We start from the raw sequence: 20976 nt of genomic DNA on the forward strand, positions 1-20976 counted from the left end.
GTAAACGTTGACAAGAATATTATACTAAACTTAAAGGGAATTTTGCTTTTAAAGTTTTAGATTGAATTTTGGAGGTTTAAAAATATGGAAAATTTAGTTTTTAACTACTTCATACCAACAAAAATATTGTTTGGACCAGGAAGTTTAAACAGGCTCAAAGATGAAAACTTGCCCGGAAAGAAAGCTCTGATTGTAATATCTGCTGGAACGTCTATGAAAAAGTATGGATACTTAGACAGACTTACAGCAATATTGAAAGAAAAGAAAATTGACTATGTTGTATTTGACAAGATTTTGCCAAATCCAATTAAAAAACATGTTATGGAAGGGGCAAAATTAGCAAAGGAAGAGGGCTGTGACTTTGTAATTGGTCTTGGTGGTGGAAGTAGTATAGATTCTGCAAAAAGCATTGCGCTTATGGCAAAACACGATGGTGATTACTGGGACTATATTGTCGGTGGGACAGGCAAAGGAAAAGTACCAACAAACGGTGCACTTCCTATTGTGGCAATAACAACAACAGCTGGAACTGGAACAGAGGCTGACCCTTGGACTGTTATCACAAATGAAGAGACAAATGAGAAGATAGGTTATGGTAACCAGTACACATTCCCAACTTTGTCGGTGGTAGATCCAGAGCTTATGCTGAGTGTACCCCCGCACTTGACTGCATATCAAGGGTTTGACGCCTTCTTCCATGCAGTTGAAGGGTATATTGCAAAGATTGCAACGCCAGTCAGTAGCATGTTTGCACTCAAAAGCATTGAGCTTATAGCAAAGTACTTGCCGATTTGTGTAAAAGATGGAAGCAATCTTGAGGCAAGAACATATGTTGCACTTGCGAACACTTTGGCAGGGTTTGTTGAGTCGACTTCCAGCTGTACATCAGAGCATTCAATGGAACATGCTCTCTCTGCATTTTATCCAGATTTGCCACATGGTGCAGGACTTATAATGCTATCTGAAGCATACCATACATTCTTTGCATCAAAAGTGCCTCAAAGGTATGTCCAGCTTGCAAGAGCAATGGGCATTGATGTTGACGGCTTGCCAGAGGATGAAAGACCATTTGCATTTGTAAAGGCAATGAAAAAGCTTCAAGAGGATTGTGGTGTTGGAAATTTGAAAATGTCTGACTATGGAATAAAAGAGGATGAGATTGAAAAGCTTGCTGACAACGCAATAAAAACAATGGGTGGACTTTTTGAGGTTGACCCGTATAAACTTTCTTTTGAGGAGACAGTAGAAATTATGAGAAAGGCGTATAAATAAATGTTGCGTAGAGAATTGGCAAAAAAAATTAAAAAGACATAGCCAGCTTGCGCAAAGCAGGTTGGCTATGTCCTTTTTTTATTACTTAATCTTCCTCTAATATCTTCCACAAAGGTTTGTTCTTTTTCTTCAAAACCACGTCATCATCTTTCAGCTGCAGCGGCATGACAGATACAACAATGTGCTTATGTTTTAGAAGCTCTTTTTCTATAAACAGCCATGTATGGTTGTGCAAAATCTTTTGCCACCAGCGCTGTACGGTGAATTTGGGTATGATGACTGTTATCATGTCCCCCTTTTGATAGTTGTACTCTTCTGACTTTATATACTCTAAAAGCGGTTCTAATATTTTTCTATAAGGTGAGTACCTTATTACAAGTGGAATAGAGCAGTTGAGCATTTTATACCTTTCCTGAAGCTTTTTTGCTTGCTCTTCATTTATTGATACATTAAAAGCGATTACATTGTCTGAGATTGTCTTTGCAAATCTAAGAGCACGGATGCTTGCCTTATTTAAACTTTCAATCGGTACAATAACTCTGTTTCTGTAGATGTTATGATCAACATCCAAAAGTTCTTTGTCTGCAGGTGTTACTCTCAGCTGATCTGCGACGGCAATATAATGAAGCTTTACCTTTATCATTGCAAAGACAAGCAGAGGGATTAATAAAACAACAATCCATGCACCTTCTCTGAACTTGGTTATTGCAATTATAATGACAACAACAAATGTTGTAAGTGCACCAAATCCGTTTATAAATGCTTTTATGTGCCAATGACTGCCTTTGTTTTTAAACCATCTTACAAACATACCTGATTGAGATAGTGTAAATGATATAAAAACACCAACCGCATAAAGTCCAATGAGTGCTGTGACGTTACCATTAAATGCTACAATCAAAAGGGCGGATACCAGAGCAAGGATGATAATTCCATTTGAGTATGAAAGCTTATCACCTTTGAGGCTCAGCTGCCTTGGCACAAATTCTTCTTTTGCCATGACAGCAACAAGCATTGGAAAACCTGAAAATGCAGTGTTTGCAGCAAAAACAAGGATTATAAAGGTTGTTGCAGCAACAACATAATACATAAAGCTTTTGCCAAATATTTCTTGTGCCATCAAAACAAGCATAGCACCTTCAGTAGGAACTATATGATAGTGTGTTGCCAAAAGTGTTGTTCCGCCAAACAGAACGAGAATTACTAACGACAATAAAAGCAAAACAGTTTTAGCATGTTTTGTTGCCGGGTCTTTAAAGTTTGGGACAGCGTTTGATACAGCCTCAATTCCAGTCAGTGCTGTGCACCCGCTTGCAAATGCCTTCAAAAGCAAAACGAGAGTAACAGGATGGGGAGAATAATTTACCTTTGGCTCTGGCGGAACATATCCCATCCTTAGTTTTATATACCCAGCTATGATTAAAACTAAGATTGAAAACATAAAAGCATAAGCAGGTATTCCAAATATTCTGGATGATTCTCTTATTCCCCGAAGGTTTCCAATCATCAAAAATAGGACTAAAAAGAGACATAAAGCAATCTTATAAGGCTTTAAAAATTCAAGTGCGGTTACAATCTGGTCAACACCTGAGGAGATAGAAACTGCCACTGTCAAGATGTAATCAACAGACAAAGCAGCCCCTGCCACAATTCCTGCCAAAACACCAAGATTGTCTTTTGCGACAATAAACGCGCCGCCACCATTTGGATAGTTTTCAATAGTTTGTCTGTAAGAGAGCATTAAAATAAAAAGAAGTATTATGATTGCTGCAGTTACAACAGATATTTCTTTAAAAGCGAGAAATCCTATTGCAGGCAAAAGGACATACAAAATTTCTTGTCCAGCGTATGCAACAGACGATATAGCATCACTTGACAAAATTGGCAATCCCCATAAAACACCATATTTTTCTGTCTTCTCTGCTTCATTTGGCAAAGGCTTTCCTATCAGGATTCTCTTTAGTTTTTCAAACAACTCAGAATTTCTCCTCCGCCATACTTTAAATTTGAGCTTATTCTTGCATGATAGTAGAATTATATTCTTTCTAAGCTTCTGATTCAATTGTTATTTTGATGTTTTAAAGCTCCTAAAATGTATAACTTATAGAGAATATGCACTAAAGGTTTAACTATTATAAATGTGTTTCAAATAAAGCATTTTTCTAAGGTTTTTAAAAATCAAACCAAATAAAGGTAATAAAAATATACACAAAATTGAGATGAATTAATTGTGCAACATTATTAATAGAATAAAGGTGTTGAGAAGTGATTAAGATGAGCCTTGTTCATTACATAGCGGCAAACAAAGAATTACCTGTTGGTAATTTTGGTTTAAAGCAAAGTAGAGGAGAGGAGCGAAAAAAGCTTGAGAAGTTTTATAAAGATGCAAAAAATAAGCCAAAAGCCACCATATTTGAACTAATTGATTTGACAAATCTAAGCGAGGATGAAATTGAGATTTACCAGAATTGTTTTGAGATGCCTATGGAATTTAGACTGGACAGCAGTCAATATATTGTGTTTAAGAAAGAATAAGAGAAAGACAGAATATAAAAAAGGCCCTTGCCTTTTTAAAGGCAGGGTCTTTTAAAACCTCAAAGAAACCACCATATTACTCAAAACAATAATTACAATTATAGCCAACGTAATTGCAAAGTAAATCAAATCTTTTTCAAGAAGAAACATAAACAGTGAGATAACAAGCCTTGCAAAGGGTGTTAAAAAGAGAATGTAAAGTCCTGCCTTTATTATTAAAGTAGCCACTCTTACGCCAATTACAATATGCGCAAAAAGTCCGACAGAGATGACAAAAATAGAAAGTACAACTCCAGCCCTTAAAATCCAGCTAATAATAGTTTCCATATCCAGACTTCTTCTACTTTCCATTTTATAACAACCCCTTTTTTATCATCTCAATTGATGTATAAATTAGGACGAGAGCAAATGCAACTTTTAAATATTTTGACTTTATGTATGGCATGACCTTGGCACCAATCAAAGAACCAGCTAAAACCCCCACTGCAACAGCACCGCATATGTCATATACAATATCTCCTCTTGCAAGGTATATACTGATACTTGCCAAGGCTGTCACGCCCATCATAAAATTGCTTGTTGCTGTGGAGACCTTGAAAGGAAGTTTCATTATTGTGTCAAGAGCCAGAACTTTAAATATTCCGCTTCCAATTCCCAAAAGTCCAGACAAAAGCCCTGCAAATGTCATCATTAAAAAACCCCAGAATGTATTTTGCGCACTGTAGGTTATTTCTTTATCCAAAATCTTGTCATAGTAGCTCCCATAAAGTTTTAAAATTCGTGCCCATTTTGTTTGAGCAGTTTTTCCTTCTATATTTTCTCTTGGCTTTTCATCAGAGTTCCTATTTTTTATCATCAAAAAGGAGTTGTAAAGAAGAAGTATTCCAAATATTAAAGACAAAATCTTTGCTGGCAAAAAACCACTTAAAACTGCCCCAAGTACACCACCAATGACTGTTGCAAGCTGCAAAAACATCCCTATCTTCAGGTGTGTGAGCCTGTCCTTTACATACGCTGAAGCAGCACCAGATGATGTTGCAATGACAGAGACAAGCCCTGCTGCTGCCGCTTGATGCATGCTAAGTTTAAATACAATTGACAAAAATGGAATTACTATAAGACCACCACCAATTCCTAAAAGTGATCCGACAAATCCTGCAATTATTGACACTAATAATACTTCCAAAATCATCTCTCTGCACTCCTTGAAAGAGGTCTTCTTCTTATTATACCACTAATTTCCCCCCAGGGGTAATTAAAAATTTGTACCTTTACAAAAAGGAATTAAATTTTCTGTGTAAATATAATATAATAAAAGTTGAAAAAAAGGTTTTCAGGTGATTGATGTGGAATTTGAAAAAAGTCTTGAAAAACTAAATATTGAGTTTCTAAAAGACAAGCCTCTGAAAGACTTCACAACATTCAAAATTGGTGGAAAGGCAAGATATATTGTTTTTCCAAAGACTATAGATGAACTGATTGAAACTATAAAACTTGCCAATAAAAGTGGTGTTTATTGGAAGGTTTTGGGAAACTTTTCAAATGTACTTGTATCAGACAGGGGCTTTGATGGTGCGATAATTATTACAACCAAGCTGGATTTTTTCAAAATAGAAGAAAATGTGATTGAGGCAGAATGTGGGTGTATGATTTCTCAGGTTGCAAGGAAAGCGTGTGAAAATGGGCTCAAAGGCTTGGAGTTTGCGGTAGGAATTCCGGGAACAGTTGGCGGTGCTGTTTACATGAACGCAGGTGCGTATGATGGGGAAATAAAAGATGTTTTCGAGTGTGCAGAGGTTTTGGATGAGAAGCTAAATATTTTAAAGCTTGGAAAAGAGGATATGAGATTTTCATATAGACACAGCAGACTCAAGGAAGAAAAGATGATTTTGCTAAGATCAACATTTCGTTTACAATATGCAAAAGAAGGAGATATTCCACCATTGCAAAAAGCAAATGAATTTAATCAAAGAAGAAGAGAAAAACAGCCGTTGCAATTTCCGAGCGCAGGTTCCATTTTCAAGCGACCAGCAGGATATTTTGCAGGAAAACTCATTGAAGATGCTGGTTTAAAAGGGTATAGGATTGGTAATGCGTGTATCTCCGAAAAACATGCAGGTTTTATCGTAAACTTGGGTGGAGCCTCTGCAGAGGATGTGAGAAAGCTCATTTTTCATGTCCAAAGAACTGTGTATGAGAAGTTTGGAGTGCTTTTGGAACCTGAAATAGAGTTTATAGGCGAATTTGAAACACCATTTTTTGAACCTGCTTCAGAATATTCAAATATAGAATATAATTATTGAAAACAAAAGGGTGATTTTATTGGAGACAGTAGTGATTACAGGCATGTCTGGTGCAGGAAAAAGCTTAGCAATTAGGGCATTTGAGGATATGGGATTTTTTTGTATAGACAACCTTCCACCACAGTTTTTACCAAAGATTGCTGAGCTTGCAAGTGCAACGAAGGACAAAATTTCAAAGGTTGCAGCTGTTGTTGACATTCGTGGGGGAGAGCTTTTTGACGATTTTAAAGATGTTTTGAATGAACTCAAAAAAGGGACATACAATTTTAAGCTCCTTTTTTTAGATGCGCATGACAATGTGCTTATCCAAAGATATAAAGAGACAAGGCGAAAGCATCCATTGAGTTTAGAAAGTGAGGGCAGCATATTAGAAGCAATTCAGAAAGAGAGAGAAAAGCTTGAGGATATAAAAAGATATGCAGATTTTATAATTGATACCTCTACTCTTTCACCAAAAGAGCTAAAAGAAAAGCTTTTTGAGATTTTTTCTGCTCAAAAATCTCAAGAGACAATGCTAATAACCATTATGTCATTTGGATTTAAGTACGGGCTTCCATTGGACGCTGATTTAGTGTTTGATGTGAGATTCATCCCCAATCCTTTTTATATAGATGAACTGAAACACAAGACAGGTAAAGAAAAAGAGGTCAAAGAATATGTGCTGAGATGGGATGTGACAAAGAAGTTTTTGGATAAGCTTTTCGATTTAATTTTATTCTTAATACCAAATTATGCCGAAGAAGGTAAAGGACAGCTTGTGATTGCGATTGGCTGCACTGGTGGTAAGCACCGCTCTGTTACAATAGCTGAAGAGCTTTTTGAGCTTATCAAAAACAAGGGATATAGAACATCAATTTTTCATAGAGATATAGAGAAAGATATAAAAGGGTGACCGTTATGATATTTGATTTTCTAAAACCAGGGATATATATAAAAAGATGGATTCTATTAATGGTTATATGTGTTTTATTAGTCTCTGCGTCATTAAGTAAATACATTGATGTATTCAAGTTTACATTAGAGCTTCAATTTCCTATAAGAATAATTTTATTCATAATTGGGATTTTGCTATTTCTCGTTTCGCTGATGGGGCTAATGAAAGGATTTATAAGACTTCTAAACAAGAGTCTTCCCTTTAGAATAAGTCAAAAGACTATCTTTGATGCTATCTACTCAAAAGGTTTTTTAGAAAAAGGACCAAGAATTGTTGCAATTGGTGGCGGGACAGGTCTTTCGACAATGCTAAGAGGTATAAAAAATCTTACTGCCAACATCACAGCTATTGTCACAGTTGCAGACGACGGTGGTGGTTCTGGAAAGCTCAGAGAAGATTTGGGTATGCTCCCGCCCGGTGATATCAGAAACTGTATTTTAGCACTTGCAAATACTGAAGAGATAATGCAAAATCTTCTAAATTACAGGTTCAAAGAGGGAAGTCTCAAAGGTCAGAGTTTTGGTAATCTATTTTTGGCTGCAATGACCGGCATTGCAGGAAACTTTGAAAAGGCAGTAAAACTTATGAGTGAGGTCTTGGCGGTAAGAGGGAAAGTTTTGCCAGTCACACTTGATAATGTAAATCTTTGTGCTGAGCTTGAAGACGGAAGCGTGGTTGTTGGCGAGTCGAAGATACCAGAGGTTGTGAAAGAGAAAAGAGGGAAAATAAAAAGAGTTTTTATAGTTCCTCAAGATGCAAAACCGTACAGAGAGGTTTTAGAAGAGATTGAAAAAGCAGATGTTATAATAATCGGACCTGGAAGTCTTTACACAAGCATTATGCCAAATTTGGTGTTTGATGAGGTTGTTGAAAGCATTAAGAAAAGCAAAGCAAAAAAGATTTACATTGCGAATATAATGACCCAGCCGGGCGAGACAGATAATTACACACTTTATGACCATATTCGTGCAATAGAGAATCATTGCAAAGGCAGGATTTTTGACATTGTTATTGTGAACAACCAGCCAATACCACCTGACATACTAAAAAGGTACGAGGAGGATGGTGCAAAGCCAGTTTATGCTGACAAAAAGACAAAAGAAAGCGGCTATACTTTAATTGAAGAAGCACTTTTGAGTATCTCAAATGGACTTATTCGACACAACTCAGCAAAATTGGCAAGGGTTATCAGTAACATTATCTATGGAAAAAATGTAATCCATGAGTATAAGTTAGGATATCTCAAACTCAAGAGCTTTAGTAAACCTTTTAGAGGCTAAAAGTTTGCTAAAGCAAAGCCTTTTTTGGGGGCGAAGGAGAATGTCATTTTCGTCATCTGCAAAGGCAGAGGTTTCAAAAAAGCTATCTCAGGCTACATGTTGCAGAAAAGCTGCAATTGCTGCGTTTTTAAAGTTTTCAGGTGTAATCTATCAATCTGATGGTATTTTTTCTTTTAAAGCTTCATTTGAAAATGCCCAGACAGCAAGGTCATTTTTTCTTCTTATGAAAAATGGATTTTCTAAGCATTGTGAGGTTACAATTAAGAAAAATAGCAAACTCAATAAAAACTATGTGTACACAATAATCTTGCCACCGAGCAATGACAACCTCCAAATTTTAAAAGATCTTCACTTTGTAAAAAAGGCTTCAAAAGAATACATTTTGAGTTTTTCTCTCAAAGAGGAGCTGGTTAAAAAGAAATGCTGCAAAAAGGCATTTTTGCAAGCAACATTTTTGTCATGTGGTTCAATTACCAATCCTGAGAAGATGTATCATTTGGAATTTGACCTCAAAACCAAAGAAGATGCTGAATTTTTACAAAAGGTTTTGAGATATTTTGAGTTTGAGGCAAAAATTATTGAAAGAAAGTCCCATTATGTAGTATACTTAAAAGAAGGTGAACAGATAGTAGACTTTTTAAATATAATTGGTGCACATGCAGCTTTGTTAGAGCTTGAAAATATCAGGATTGTAAAAGAACTCAGGAACAATGTGAATCGTCTTGTCAATTGTGAAACTGCTAATTTAGAGAAGACCATAAATGCCTCAATGAGGCATATTGAAAATATTGAGTTTATTGAAAAGACCATTGGAATTGACAGTCTCCCGGAAAACTTGCGTGAGATTGCAAGACTTAGGATAAAATATAAAGACGCTTCTTTAAAAGAGCTTGGGAATATGTTAAAAACCCCTCTTGGCAAGTCTGGTGTCAATCACAGGCTTAGAAAGATAGACAAAATTGCCGAGGAACTTAGAAAAGGAGGAATATCGTATGCAAAGCCTTCAGATGAAAGTTGAAAATTCTCAAGGCATCTCATCAAGAGGTGCAGCGCTTTTAGTTCAGGTTGCAAGCAAGTTCAAGTCCATTATTTGGATAGAAAAGGAAGAGAAAAGAGCTAACGCAAAGAGTATCATGGGGCTTATGTCGCTTATGGTAAATTATGGTGATGATATTACAATTATCACAGAGGGTGAGGATGAGAAAGAGGCATTGGACGCTATTGTTAAACTTATAAACTCCGACTTTAGCGAAGAGGTTGCAAAGGAGATTACACAGGAAAAATAAGATTTTTAAGAGCTGCTTAAAAGTGCTTTTTAAGCAGCTTTTTTTTAAAATCTGAAAAAGAGAGGATGGGTGTTATTTTGTTTAAAAGTGAGGTTTACAAAAGGGTTTTAATTTTTGACGGTGCAATGGGAACTCAGCTTATTCAAAACGGGCTGAAAGAGGATGAGTGTCCAGACCTTTGGTCAGTTACAAAACCAGAGGTTATAGCAAAAATACACAGAGACTACTTTGAAGCAGGCTCTGATTGTGTTGAGACGAACACATTTGGTGCAAACAGGGAAAAGCTCAAAAAATATGAGCTTGAGCATGAGGCTGATAAAATAAACAAAGCTGCCGTTTTGCTTGCAAAAGATGTTGCAAAAGACTTTGGGGGTTATGTTGGACTTTCTGTTGGGCCAACAGGAAGGCTGATGAGCCCATCTGGAGATTTAGACTTTGATGAAGCAGAAGAAATTTTCTATGAGCAGATTTTGGCGGGGATTGAAGCTGGAGCTGATTTTGTTTCTATTGAAACAATGTCTGATATAAAAGAGGCAAAGGCGGCGTTTTTTGCATACAAAAGGGCAAAAGAAAAGATTCAAAAAGATATCTCTTGTTTGGTTTCTTTAACATTTGAGGAAAACAAAAGGCTTTTGATGGGCACACCACCAGAAGCCGCTGCCTATTTTTTTAGTTTTATAGGAGCTGACCTTGTTGGTGCAAACTGCTCAGGCGGCGCGAAACAGCTTTTAGATGTTATAAAGTCTATGGAAAAGTTTTCATTTGTTCCACTTTCAACAAAGCCAAACGCAGGGCTTCCTAAGATGGTGGACGGCAGGATTGTATATGAGGATTGTATCTTTGATTTTGAAGCCTTGGCAGAGGATTTTATAAAAAGCGGTGTGAGGCTTTATGGTGGATGCTGTGGCACAAACCCTAAATATATAGAGGCAATTGCAAAGGCTGTAAAAGGTAAAGAGGTCTTGTTTGAAAGCAAAGCAGAAAAGAAATTTATAACCTCAATATATTCAATTTTAGATGTATCATCAAAGTTTAGCATATATAAGTTCAAACTTACAAATGATTTTTCACAGGAAGATACTTTTGAGCTTGTTGGTGTTGAGGAAGATGCAATTCTTGTTGATATTGATGAAAATATAGAGCCAGAAGTTTTAAAGAGCTTTTTGCTTGAGTCCCAGGACTTTTCAAAAAAGCCTTATATATTTAATATCAAGACAAAAGACCAAGCAGATTTGATTGACAGATACTACTTTGGTGTGTATGGTACAGTATCAAACCTTTGTGGAAGCAATGGAATCAAAGTAGGGATTTAAAAGAAAAAGATAAGGAGGAGCTGGATTGAAGAGCTTTAGAGAGTTTTTAAATGAGCAGCCTATTGTGCTTTTTGACGGTGCAATGGGTACAGAACTTTTAAACAGAGGCTATAACAAAGATTTTCCTCTTGAGTGGGCAAACATCTCAAACCCAGATCTTGTAAAAAACATTCACAGCGACTACATTTTAGCAGGAAGCCAGTGTATAGAGACAAATACATTTGGTGCAAATGAATGCAGGCTAAAACTCTACGGTTTTGAAGGGCAAGTTGAGGAAATTAACAGAAGTGCTGTGAAGATTGCAAAAGAGGTAGCCAAAGAAAGAGCGTATGTCGTTGGAAGTGTTGGAACTCTTGGGAAGCCTGTTGGCAGTGGATTTGAGATAGATGATAAAAGAGCAAAAGAGGTTTATAAAAAGCAGCTTTATTTTCTTTTAGATGAAGGTGTGGATGCTATTTTATTTGAGACAGCTGCATCTACACATGAAGTTTTGATTGCAATTGAAGCTCTAAAAGAGCTTGACGGTAAAATTCCGTATATTGTTCAGTTTTCTTTTACAAAAGAGCTGACAACAATCTACGGTGAGGATATCTACAAGGTTATGGAATTTTTAAAAGGAATTGATGCAGACATTGTAGGTCTTAACTGTGGAAATGGTCCACACCAGACATTAGAGGCTTTGAAGATATTTTCTCAGCATTTGAAAGGGCCGTTTTCTGTTCAGCCAAATGCGGGCTATCCTCAGCTTGTTCAAGGAAGGCTTGTATACTCAACTTGTGCAAGTTATTTTGCTTCGTTTGTTGATGAGTATGTAAAATATGGTGCAAAAATAATAGGTGGATGTTGCGGTACAACACCTGATCATATAAAGGCTATAAAGGAAAGAGTAAAGACAATTAGTAAAAGTGTAGAAATTGAGGTTGTTGAAAGGAAAGAAGAACAAAAGAGCATTCTAAAAGATACACCCTCTGAGCTTTCACAAAAGCTTGGCAAAAAGTTTGTGTTCACAGTTGAGATAAGTCCACCAAAGGGAATAGAGCTTGAAAAGACAAAAGAAGGCGTAAAACTTTTAAAAGAAGCAGGTGCAGACACGGTAAATATTGCTGACTCACCAATGGCAAGAGTGAGAATCTCACCAATTGCACTTGCGCATATATTAAAAGAAGAGCTTGGGGTTGAGGCGATTTTACACTTTACATGCAGAGACCGCAATCTAATATCTCTTCAATCAGAGCTTTTAGGCGCAGCAGCACTTGGCGTTAAAAATGTTTTAGCACTGACAGGTGACCCACCCTCAATTGGCGACCATCCACAGGCAAAACCTGTTTTTGATGTTAACTCTGAAGGGCTTGTTTTAATTTTAAACAAACTAAACAATGGCACAGACTACATGGGAAATCCAATTGGCAAAGCGACAAACTTTACAATTGGCGTTGCATTAAATCTTAACGCTGATGATTTGGACAAGGAGATTGAGAAGCTAAAACGCAAAATAGAAAATGGAGCACACTTTATAGAAACACAGCCAATTTATGAGGTGGAGAGCTTAGAGAGGTTTTTTGAAAAGGTGGATTTTAAACTGCCGCCAATTTTAGGTGGGATTTTGCCTTTAAGGTCATCACGACATGCTGAATTTTTGCACAATGAAGTGCCTGGTATAACAATACCAGATAAAATCCGTGAGAGGATGAAAAACTCAAAAGACCCAGTAAAAGAGGGAATAGAGATTGCCTGCGAGATTGTAGATAGAATAAAAAGGATGGTCTCAGGAATTTATATTATGCCACCTTTTGAAAAGTATGAAATGGCAGCAGAGATTATAAAGAGGTTTAGAGACTAAAGAATGCTAAATCACAAGGTTGGAGTAGGATTGAAGTTATTTTGCAGCTGTGCTAAAGGCATTGAAGTCTATGCTCTGTACCAGACAATCTAAGGGAATACCAATAGCATAAATGCCCTTTTACAATGGTCTTGCATTTTTGGTGGAATTCAGAACCAAGATGTTAAATTTCAAAGAAGAGATACCAGCTTTCAAGGATGATGCTAAAAAGAAAATAGAAGATTTAATTGAAATGGGCAAAGCCACAAAACAACTTTATGGTGAACATGAGGTGGATATAAAAATTTTGAAGCAGAAGATTGGGATGGTTGTGTGAAAAAGAATGCTTTAGAAAAGAAGGGGCTGGTTCAAAACTAGATACCAGTCCCTTGAGTTTTGTTTGTTCATTTTTAAGTTTTAAAAATTGTTCTTGAAACTCCTTTTTTTAGTCTTTTGATAAAGGCTTCAAAGAAGTTTAGTCCTTTTTCTTTTTTTTCAGAATATGGTATAATAAATAGCACTAAAGTACAATAGAGAGGAGAAAATTTCGTGAAAAAAGCCTACCTTCTCAAAAATCTAAATTTAAACCTTTTAGAAAACGCAAAACCCAATCAGCTCATAATCCTCCCACGTCGCTTTAGCATAAAAAAGCTAAGAGAAAGACTTGTTGAAAAAAATGGAGTTTTGTTTGATATTGACATATTCACATTTGACGATTTGCTAAGTACTGCTAAAAATGAAATTTTAAAGGAAAGAAAGTTTATCTCAAGAGAGCAGGAGGTTTTGATAGTTTTTAACCTTTTAAAACAAATCTTCAAAGAGAAAAAAGACTTTGAAAGTGTACTGACATATGAATTTGTAAGTCAGGTTTTATATCTTTTAAACCTCATGTTTTTGGAGTCAAAAGAATATCCTTCTTTGCCATCTTCAATTTCTTTTGAAAAGTATGATTGGTTAAAACTTCTTTTTGTAAGGTACAAAGAATACCTTGATCAAAATAACCTTGTAAACTTTTCATATCTTCAGGACTTGGCAATTCAGCTCTATGAAAAAGGGAAAACTGGGCTTAAAAATTACGATAGCGCAAAGATTGCATTTTTTGTTGACTTTAGATGTGACCAAAAAAGGCTTATATCAGTACTTTCAAAGATGCTCCATAATATAGAAATTTATCTTCCCTACTTTGATGACATTGAACTTTGCGAAAAAAATATTGAGTTTTTAAAATCTCTTGGTTTTGAATTTGGGTTGAGTAACTCTTCAGAAAATTCTAAAGGCAACCGCATCAAAGTCTTTTCATACAGTAACATCAGCCTTGAAGTGAATGCTCTTGTAAAGGAAATAAAGAGGGACTATATTGAAAATAAAATTGATTTTAACAAAATAGCAGTTGTTGTGCCAACTCTTGAGAGGTACAAAGACATTTTGCTAAAAACTTTTCAAGAAGAGCTTTTGCCAGTAAACCTTGAACATCAAAAAAGCCTTCTGGAGTTTGGATTTGTAAAGTTTATATTGGACTTAATAGAATTTTTAGGTTCTGAATTTGACAAAAAGAAGTTTGAAAAGATTATTACCCACAGGTTTTTGAACAGAGAAGGGGCAAACTTTGAGATTTTGTTAGAAAGAATTAAAGATGTTTACATTATGAACTTTGAACAGGTGGCCTGCATTTTAGAAGAGCTTGAGTTTTTGCTCAATATGTACGCTTTTGAAGAGGAGAAAGAAAACTTTGAAAAAATTATAACTGTTTACAGGCGTATAGGAAGAATAAAAAAAGATTATGATACAGAAAAACCAAAGCCGTATGCTGCATGGCTTATACAAACCCAAAGGGTATTTGAAAGACTTGGTATAACAAAGTCTGCTGAGTTTGTTAGCGACATTGAATTTCTAAAAGCTTTTCATGCCTTAAATGAGGTTTTTGAAAAAGGTTGTGAAAATACAAAAGAACTCAATTTTACCTATACATTTGAAGAATTTTTAGATTTATTCAAAACAGTACTTTCCCAGAAAAAGATAGATGTTTCTATAAACATCTTAAATGGCATTGATGTTTTAACTCTGCAGGATGCTATTGGTTCTGGCTATGAAAAGGTGTATTTCATAGGACTTTCTGATGATATTCTTCCCAAGACAAAGGTTGAAGAATTTTTGATGAATAGTCAGCTAAAGATGGATCTTTCGCTTGATGAGATAAAAGATTTTGACTATACATTCCAAAAGGAGTTGGTGGGCTTTAGAACAATTTTAAACTCTTATAACACTTATCTTTCATATCCACGATTTTATCAATCAGAGCTTGGAAAAAGTCCTTTTGTGGAAATAGAAGGAATTGAGGTTGTTGACATTAAAGACAGTTACCTGCCATGTAGCAGTGTTGTAACTCACAGGGAGCATAAGATAGCAAAATATTCAGGAAAAATAGAGAACCAGCCTATCGACGAAGATATAAAAGTGCCAGAGATTTTCCAAATCAAAGACAGGGAGCTTATTTTTCTTGCTCAATGTCCTCTAAAGTTTGGATTTAAGAAATTTTCTGTCGACCAGACGGAAAGTGATGATACCTTTTTCTCATCTAACTTGAGACTTCTTTATATGTGTATTCAGAGGATTTTATCTTTTGCTCCTGCTGAAGAAATTGTCAAATTGCTTGTTCAGAATTTGAGATATACTGCAAATGATGCTGTTAAAAGAAAAGCAGCTGAAAATATTCTAGAAATGGCATTTGAAATAACTGAAAATATGTTAAGATTCAAGGTAAAAGAGTTTATACCTCAAAACATTGGGGGCAATCAACTTGTAATAAAACAAAACTTTGAAGGATTTGAGATTCAGCTTTTCCCAAACTTTGCTGTCAGAATAGAAGATGAAGAAATTTACGGTTTTGTAAAAACAAAGAGAAAAGATGAAATTGATAAACTTTGGCTTTCTAAGTATGTCTTTAATATGGGAAAAGTTGCCGCTGTATACTTATTTGATTCGCCAAAGTTTGTTATATATGATAATTCTACTATTGGGGAGCTTGATAGTGAAACAACTCAGAAATTAGCAAATTTAAAAGACCTATTGAGGAAACTTCACAATCCCGAAATTTACAATAAAACCCTGCCGATAAAAAGTTGCTTTAACTGTGGTTATCAGCATGTATGTGTGATATTTTGAAGAATGAAAAAATACTATGGGGGAAATAGCAATGCCAAACATTACTTTGTACACTGCCTCTGCTGGGTGTGGAAAGACAGAAAGGATTGCAAACCTGTATGTTGATTTGATAGCTCAAAATAGGGCTCTGCCTCAGCAGATAGTTGCAATCACTTATACCGAAAAGGCTGCAAGGGAGCTAAAAAGCAGAATAATCTCAAAAGCAAGACAGAGTAATATCGACATTATGACAATTTCCAAGATTCAAAGCTCACATATAAAGACAATACATTCATTTTGTATGTATCTTTTGAAGTTTTACTGGATGAGAGCAAAGGTTGATGCAAATTTCAAAATTGTGCCAGATTTAAATAGTTTATATTACAAGTTCATTGATAACTATTTTTCTGTCATTCCACCTATTTTAGACAAAATAAAAATAGAAAGGTTTTTCATAGAAGAATATTTTCACCTTATTGAAGGTCTTATAGAAGAATATTCAAATTCAAAAAAATATGTTGGCAAGTCAATGCCTTTGGATAAGGAAATTGCATTTGTATTTGACCACATTGAAGATATGATGCAAAATGAGTTTTTAAAAGAGATTACCTACGACCTTGTTTTAGAAAAGACTGCAGAACTTTTGCAAATTCCTGAGGTTAAAAAAGATGTGAACTCCAAATTCAAATATCTGATTGTAGACGAATTTCAGGATTCAAACTTTTTGCAAAAATCTATATTTGAAAACATCTGCGATAATATCGTCTATGTTGGAGACAAGAAACAGTCAATTTACCGTTTTCAGGGAGCAGAGCCAGAAGTTTTTGACGAGGCTTTGGAAAATTGCAATAAGATTATTGAGCTTGGCACAAACTACAGAACAAATTCGGCTTTGGGGAAAAAGATTGATGCTATAAGTCAGATAATATTCGGAAATAATTATAAGCCCTTAAACTACCATCACCAAGAAGATGGTTTTTTGAAGATTGTTGAAATTGTATGTCCTACAAAAGAAAACAAGCTTGTGAATGAGGCTCATTTTGTGGCAAGAAAGATAAAGGAGATGATAGAAGATGGCTATGAAATCAGCGTTGGAGGTGCTCCAAAGCGAAAAGTTAGGTACTCTGATTTTGCAATTTTGTCGCGCAAAATTAATAATATAGTTCACATTTACAAAAATGTGTTTGAAAGATATGACATTCCTCTTGAGATAAACTTCAAAAGAGGACTTTTACAGCAGGAAGAGATTGTACCTCTGTGGGGGCTTTTAAATATTCTACAGAGTCCAAATAAAAAATCAGGGTATATACAACTTTTGGCAAATAGAATCTTCGGTATAAGCCGCCATCATCTACTTTTTAGCAGTATCCATAATCTTCAAGAACTTTTACCAGATGATTTGAGAACCTTCATTTCAAAGGCAAGAGAGAGTCTTTACATCAAAAAACTTTCTGAGATTTTATATGAGTTTGAAGAGCTTTTTGAGTACAGCTGCAAGGTTTACAACATATTTGGTGAGAATAGCTATGAGAATGTCATGCTATTTTACGATTTGGTAGAAGAAAGCGAATCCTTTTCAATTGATGAACTTGAAAGGTTTATTAATCTTCAAAACGAAAGGATGCAGTTTGGGAAAAGTCTTAATGACAGCTGTATATTGATGAGCATTCATTCAGCAAAAGGTTTGAGTTTTCCGATAGTGTTTTTAGTAGGGCTCGGCGAAAGCGTCCAGGGACCCATTCAAAGAAGTCCAAAACTCAGAGGCTGCTACAACACAAAATTCAAGGAATACACTATTGCACCATCATGGATGGATGATGAGTACAAAGCTGTGGGAAGTATTTTCAAAACTCAAGAAAAGGAAGAATTAAAAAGACTTTTCTATGTTGCAATCACAAGGCCAATGGCAGGACTTTTTATGGTAAACTGTACAGTAAGGCCTTTGAACAAAAAAAGAGGTGGTTGGTCAAGGTCTTTTGCTGATGAGATTGGGTTTTCTGAGATTGTTAAGATGTCAAGTGATGTTGGAATTGAGTATGAAAAGCTTGAACTACAAGAAGACAAAGAACTGGAAAAGAGTTTTAAAAAAAATGTAGATGTCAAGACAAACTCCAGTTTTCCAACCACAATCGTACCAGATAGATTTGAAAACAGGTTCAGATATCTATCACCAACTCACATTATAGATTTTAAAAGCTGCAGGGCTCTTTTTGCTTTCAAATACATCATGGGACTGCCTATTTTCGATGAGGCAAATACAAAATCCGGAATCTCTCAAAATGCAAGAATACTTGGTACAACCATCCACAGAGTGCTTGAACTGACGTCACTTGACAAATTAGATAGCCTAAATCAAAACATAGCCTTGGCAATGGCAGAAAATGGGTTTGATGATGAGAACTTGATCAGAAATCTTGTTTACAACTTTTTCGACAGTCCATTTGTAAGTTCAATTAAAGATGAGATAGTGAAAGAAGAAAGTGAAATGCCTTTTTATTTAAAGCTGGGCGACCAAATAATATGCGGTGTAGTAGACAAGATATATCATCTTTCGGATAGAGTTTATCTTTTGGATTTCAAAACAAATTTGCATTTTGATGAAAGCAAGTTTGAGATTTACATTCCTCAGCTATTTCTTTACACCAAAGCAATGCTGGAAAGAGGTATACAAAAAAGTATATGCTCAGCTATATTTTGGCTAAGAGAAGGGAAGATGTTTGAGTATAAAATGAAAGACGAACACCTTGAGGATATTCTGAACACAATTGTTGAAATACGAAGCATCAAGACAAGGGAAGATGTTTTAAAGCTCATTGAAGAATCTGTAGAAAGAAAAGATTGCACAGGCTGTGACTTTGAATTTTACTGCAAAGATGAGCAAAACTTGACTTTGGTCAGAAAAAAACTTGAATAAGTTTTCTTTTTTTCTTTTTTAACCAATTTAGAAGTTTGCAAATTTAAGAATTTAAAGGTTAAAATAAAATATGCGCGTTTTTGGCGCAAACCTTGACAATATACAAAAAGGAGTTTATTGTCATGCTTGTTGATTTTATGAAGATCTCCACTGTTGATTATCCGAAAAAGATTGCAGCTACTTGTTTTTTTGGTGGCTGCAATTTTTCGTGTCCATTTTGTTACAACTCCCAGCTTGTAAACTTCAAGGGAGATTTTATGGATGATAACATATTTTTTGAGTATTTGGACAAGAGAAAAGGCATAGTTGACGCTGTATGCATCACTGGCGGCGAGCCAACCTTGAACGAAAAGTACTTAACAGAATTTATAAAAAAGATAAAACAAAGAGACTTTCTTGTCAAGCTTGACACGAACGGCTCAAGACCAGAGGTTTTACAGAAACTTCTGAAAGAAAATCTTTTAGACTATGTAGCAATGGATATAAAAGCACCCCTCAGAAAATACCCTGAACTTACAGGATTTAAAGATATTCAGAAGATTGAAGAGTCTGTTGAAATTTTGATGAGCTCACAAATAGACTATGAATTTAGAACAACCGTCAACAAAAACATTCATACAGTTGAGGATATCTTAGAGATTGCAAGGTGGCTTAAAAACGCAAAGCTCTATGTTATAAAACCATACAAATACACACCTGATGTTTTGGACAGCAAACTTTGTGGCACCAAGGATTTGGAAATGGAATATTTACACCAGATTTATAATTGTGCAAAGAGTGAGGGAATTGAAAACATTAAAATTGGTGGGGGACTGTAAAGTAATTGCAGTCAAAAGCTTTCATCGTTTTTGTATTATTGAGGTGATTTGTTATGATAAAAATCAAAGCACAGATAGAGCAGATGTTTGCAGCTTTTAAGGAAATAAATCCAAATGCCCGAAAGATTTTGCTGTTTGAACCGTTGTTTGCTATACCCTATTCTATGTTTATCATATATTCCTCAATTTACATGACACGAATGGGTGTAAAGGACTACCAGATAGGCTTGCTGTCTACAATTTTGAATTTAATGATGCTTGTAACATCGCCTTTTGCTGGACTACTTGTGAACAGATTTGGCCGGAAAAAGGTTTTGCTTATAGGCGACTTTATTTCTTGGTGTTTATATTCTTATATCTTTTTTGTCGCAAAAAACTTTGAATGGTTTTTAATAGCAACACTCTTCAATGGTCTTATGAGAATCCCTGAGCTTGCATGGCGGCTATTGCTTATGGAAGACGCAACAGAAAACGAAAGGGTTGCAATATACTCTGTAACTGTTTTTGTATGGAATGTGGGGAGTCTTTTTGCTCCGTTGATGGGTCTGCTCGTTGCAAAATTTGGGCTGATTGTAGCAACAAAAAGCGTTGTGCTTATATTTGGGATTTTAGTGAATGTGTTAATAGTTGTGAGGCACTTAGTGACCGAGGAAAGTTCAGTTGGGCAGAAACTCGTGGAAGAAAATAACAATAGTGATAACCACAAATTTTCTGAGTGGCTTGATAGTGCAAAATATATGTTGAAAAACAAAGACTTACTTTTGATTGTACTTGTTGTTATATTTGGAAACATTGCACTTATATTTAGAGATACCTACAAGAATATATATCTTAGTGAAGGGTTAAAATACCCAGATGATATTATTTCTGTATTTCCTACTCTTTGGAGTGTTGTTACTGTTGTTTTCATAGTCTTTTTCATGCCAAAACTGAAAGACAAAAACCACGATAAGATGTTATTTTGGGGGATGCTCTTAGTTACCATTTCAAATACCCTAATTTTGATAGCAAAGCCAGGAATATTTGGTTTTTTACTCATGATTGTTTCTACAATACTTGCTTCAATAGGCGCCACAATTTATTATTCATTTGCTGATGCAATCCTCGCAAATTCTGTTGACGACCAAAGAAGGGCCCATGTCTTTTCGATTTCTATGTTCTTAATGTCGCTTTTTTCAATGCCAATTGGTGCGATTGCAGGGCAGTGTTATAGCTTTTCAAAGCTGCTTCCTTTTGGACTTGCTGCTTTCTTTACTCTGCTGTGCACAATCCTGATGTACAAGAAGGTCAGGAGAACAGAAGGTTTTTCACTAAAGGAAAGCTAAAGTTTTTAGGAGCAGAATAGCAATATTATTGAATAG

17 protein-coding genes are annotated in these 20976 nt (G+C 35.6%); 14 read left to right on the top strand and 3 right to left on the bottom strand.

Features of this window, described 5'->3' with window-relative positions; all coding sequences use genetic code 11:
- The first annotated feature begins 84 nt into the window (after positions 1 to 84).
- On the top strand, positions 85 to 1272 hold the full coding sequence (locus OTJ99_RS02390; protein WP_045165385.1) for an iron-containing alcohol dehydrogenase: 1188 nt from the start codon (positions 85 to 87) through the stop codon (positions 1270 to 1272).
- Positions 1273 to 1357: 85 nt separating this feature from the next.
- Here the strand turns inward: OTJ99_RS02390 and OTJ99_RS02395 are convergent, their stop codons facing one another.
- Complete coding sequence (locus OTJ99_RS02395) at positions 1358 to 3247, bottom strand: APC family permease (RefSeq protein WP_045165384.1); 1890 nt, start codon at positions 3245 to 3247, stop codon at positions 1358 to 1360.
- Between the two features lie 299 nt (positions 3248 to 3546).
- Between OTJ99_RS02395 and OTJ99_RS02400 the strand changes: the two genes are divergently transcribed.
- Complete coding sequence (locus OTJ99_RS02400; protein ID WP_157841352.1) at positions 3547 to 3807, top strand: hypothetical protein; 261 nt, start codon at positions 3547 to 3549, stop codon at positions 3805 to 3807.
- Positions 3808 to 3858: 51 nt separating this feature from the next.
- On the opposite strand, the gene OTJ99_RS02405 is transcribed toward OTJ99_RS02400, so the two are convergent.
- Positions 3859 to 4158 (bottom strand): DUF1634 domain-containing protein, encoded by a 300-nt coding sequence (locus OTJ99_RS02405; protein WP_045165382.1) that lies wholly within the window; start codon positions 4156 to 4158, stop codon positions 3859 to 3861.
- Position 4159: 1 nt separating this feature from the next.
- Complete coding sequence (locus tag OTJ99_RS02410) at positions 4160 to 4999, bottom strand: sulfite exporter TauE/SafE family protein (RefSeq protein ID WP_045165381.1); 840 nt, start codon at positions 4997 to 4999, stop codon at positions 4160 to 4162.
- 154 nt (positions 5000 to 5153) lie between these two features.
- Here OTJ99_RS02410 and murB point away from each other — a divergent pair, with 154 nt between their 5' ends.
- The 12 genes from murB (at position 5154) to OTJ99_RS02470 (ending at position 20940) form a co-directional block, all read left to right on the top strand.
- Positions 5154 to 6110, top strand: a complete 957-nt coding sequence (murB, locus tag OTJ99_RS02415; RefSeq protein WP_045165380.1) for a UDP-N-acetylmuramate dehydrogenase — start codon at positions 5154 to 5156, stop codon at positions 6108 to 6110.
- A gap of 19 nt (positions 6111 to 6129) precedes the next feature.
- Positions 6130 to 7002 carry an RNase adapter RapZ gene (rapZ, locus tag OTJ99_RS02420; protein WP_083943526.1) on the top strand — a complete coding sequence of 291 codons (873 nt, stop codon included), beginning with the start codon at positions 6130 to 6132 and terminating at the stop codon, positions 7000 to 7002.
- Positions 7003 to 7007: 5 nt separating this feature from the next.
- On the top strand, positions 7008 to 8324 hold the full coding sequence (locus tag OTJ99_RS02425) for a gluconeogenesis factor YvcK family protein (protein ID WP_045165379.1): 1317 nt from the start codon (positions 7008 to 7010) through the stop codon (positions 8322 to 8324).
- A 40-nt stretch (positions 8325 to 8364) separates the two neighbouring features.
- Positions 8365 to 9342, top strand: a complete 978-nt coding sequence (gene whiA, locus OTJ99_RS02430) for a DNA-binding protein WhiA (protein ID WP_045165378.1) — start codon at positions 8365 to 8367, stop codon at positions 9340 to 9342.
- Complete coding sequence (locus OTJ99_RS02435; protein ID WP_045165377.1) at positions 9317 to 9610, top strand: HPr family phosphocarrier protein; 294 nt, start codon at positions 9317 to 9319, stop codon at positions 9608 to 9610. Before whiA ends, OTJ99_RS02435 begins: the two co-directional genes overlap by 26 nt.
- A gap of 65 nt (positions 9611 to 9675) precedes the next feature.
- Complete coding sequence (locus OTJ99_RS02440; RefSeq protein ID WP_045165376.1) at positions 9676 to 10923, top strand: homocysteine S-methyltransferase family protein; 1248 nt, start codon at positions 9676 to 9678, stop codon at positions 10921 to 10923.
- Between the two features lie 25 nt (positions 10924 to 10948).
- Complete coding sequence (locus OTJ99_RS02445) at positions 10949 to 12763, top strand: bifunctional homocysteine S-methyltransferase/methylenetetrahydrofolate reductase (protein WP_083943525.1); 1815 nt, start codon at positions 10949 to 10951, stop codon at positions 12761 to 12763.
- A gap of 112 nt (positions 12764 to 12875) precedes the next feature.
- Positions 12876 to 13079 carry a hypothetical protein gene (locus OTJ99_RS02450; RefSeq protein WP_045165375.1) on the top strand — a complete coding sequence of 68 codons (204 nt, stop codon included), beginning with the start codon at positions 12876 to 12878 and terminating at the stop codon, positions 13077 to 13079.
- A 212-nt stretch (positions 13080 to 13291) separates the two neighbouring features.
- Positions 13292 to 15904 carry a 3'-5' exonuclease gene (locus OTJ99_RS02455; protein ID WP_045165374.1) on the top strand — a complete coding sequence of 871 codons (2613 nt, stop codon included), beginning with the start codon at positions 13292 to 13294 and terminating at the stop codon, positions 15902 to 15904.
- A gap of 31 nt (positions 15905 to 15935) precedes the next feature.
- Positions 15936 to 18797, top strand: a complete 2862-nt coding sequence (locus OTJ99_RS02460; RefSeq protein ID WP_045165373.1) for a UvrD-helicase domain-containing protein — start codon at positions 15936 to 15938, stop codon at positions 18795 to 18797.
- A gap of 122 nt (positions 18798 to 18919) precedes the next feature.
- On the top strand, positions 18920 to 19615 hold the full coding sequence (locus OTJ99_RS02465; protein WP_045165372.1) for an anaerobic ribonucleoside-triphosphate reductase activating protein: 696 nt from the start codon (positions 18920 to 18922) through the stop codon (positions 19613 to 19615).
- Between the two features lie 53 nt (positions 19616 to 19668).
- Positions 19669 to 20940 (top strand): MFS transporter, encoded by a 1272-nt coding sequence (locus OTJ99_RS02470; RefSeq protein WP_045165371.1) that lies wholly within the window; start codon positions 19669 to 19671, stop codon positions 20938 to 20940.
- Positions 20941 to 20976 lie beyond the last annotated feature (36 nt).

Source organism: Caldicellulosiruptor naganoensis, assembly GCF_026914285.1.
Taxonomy (GTDB): domain Bacteria; phylum Bacillota; class Thermoanaerobacteria; order Caldicellulosiruptorales; family Caldicellulosiruptoraceae; genus Caldicellulosiruptor; species Caldicellulosiruptor naganoensis.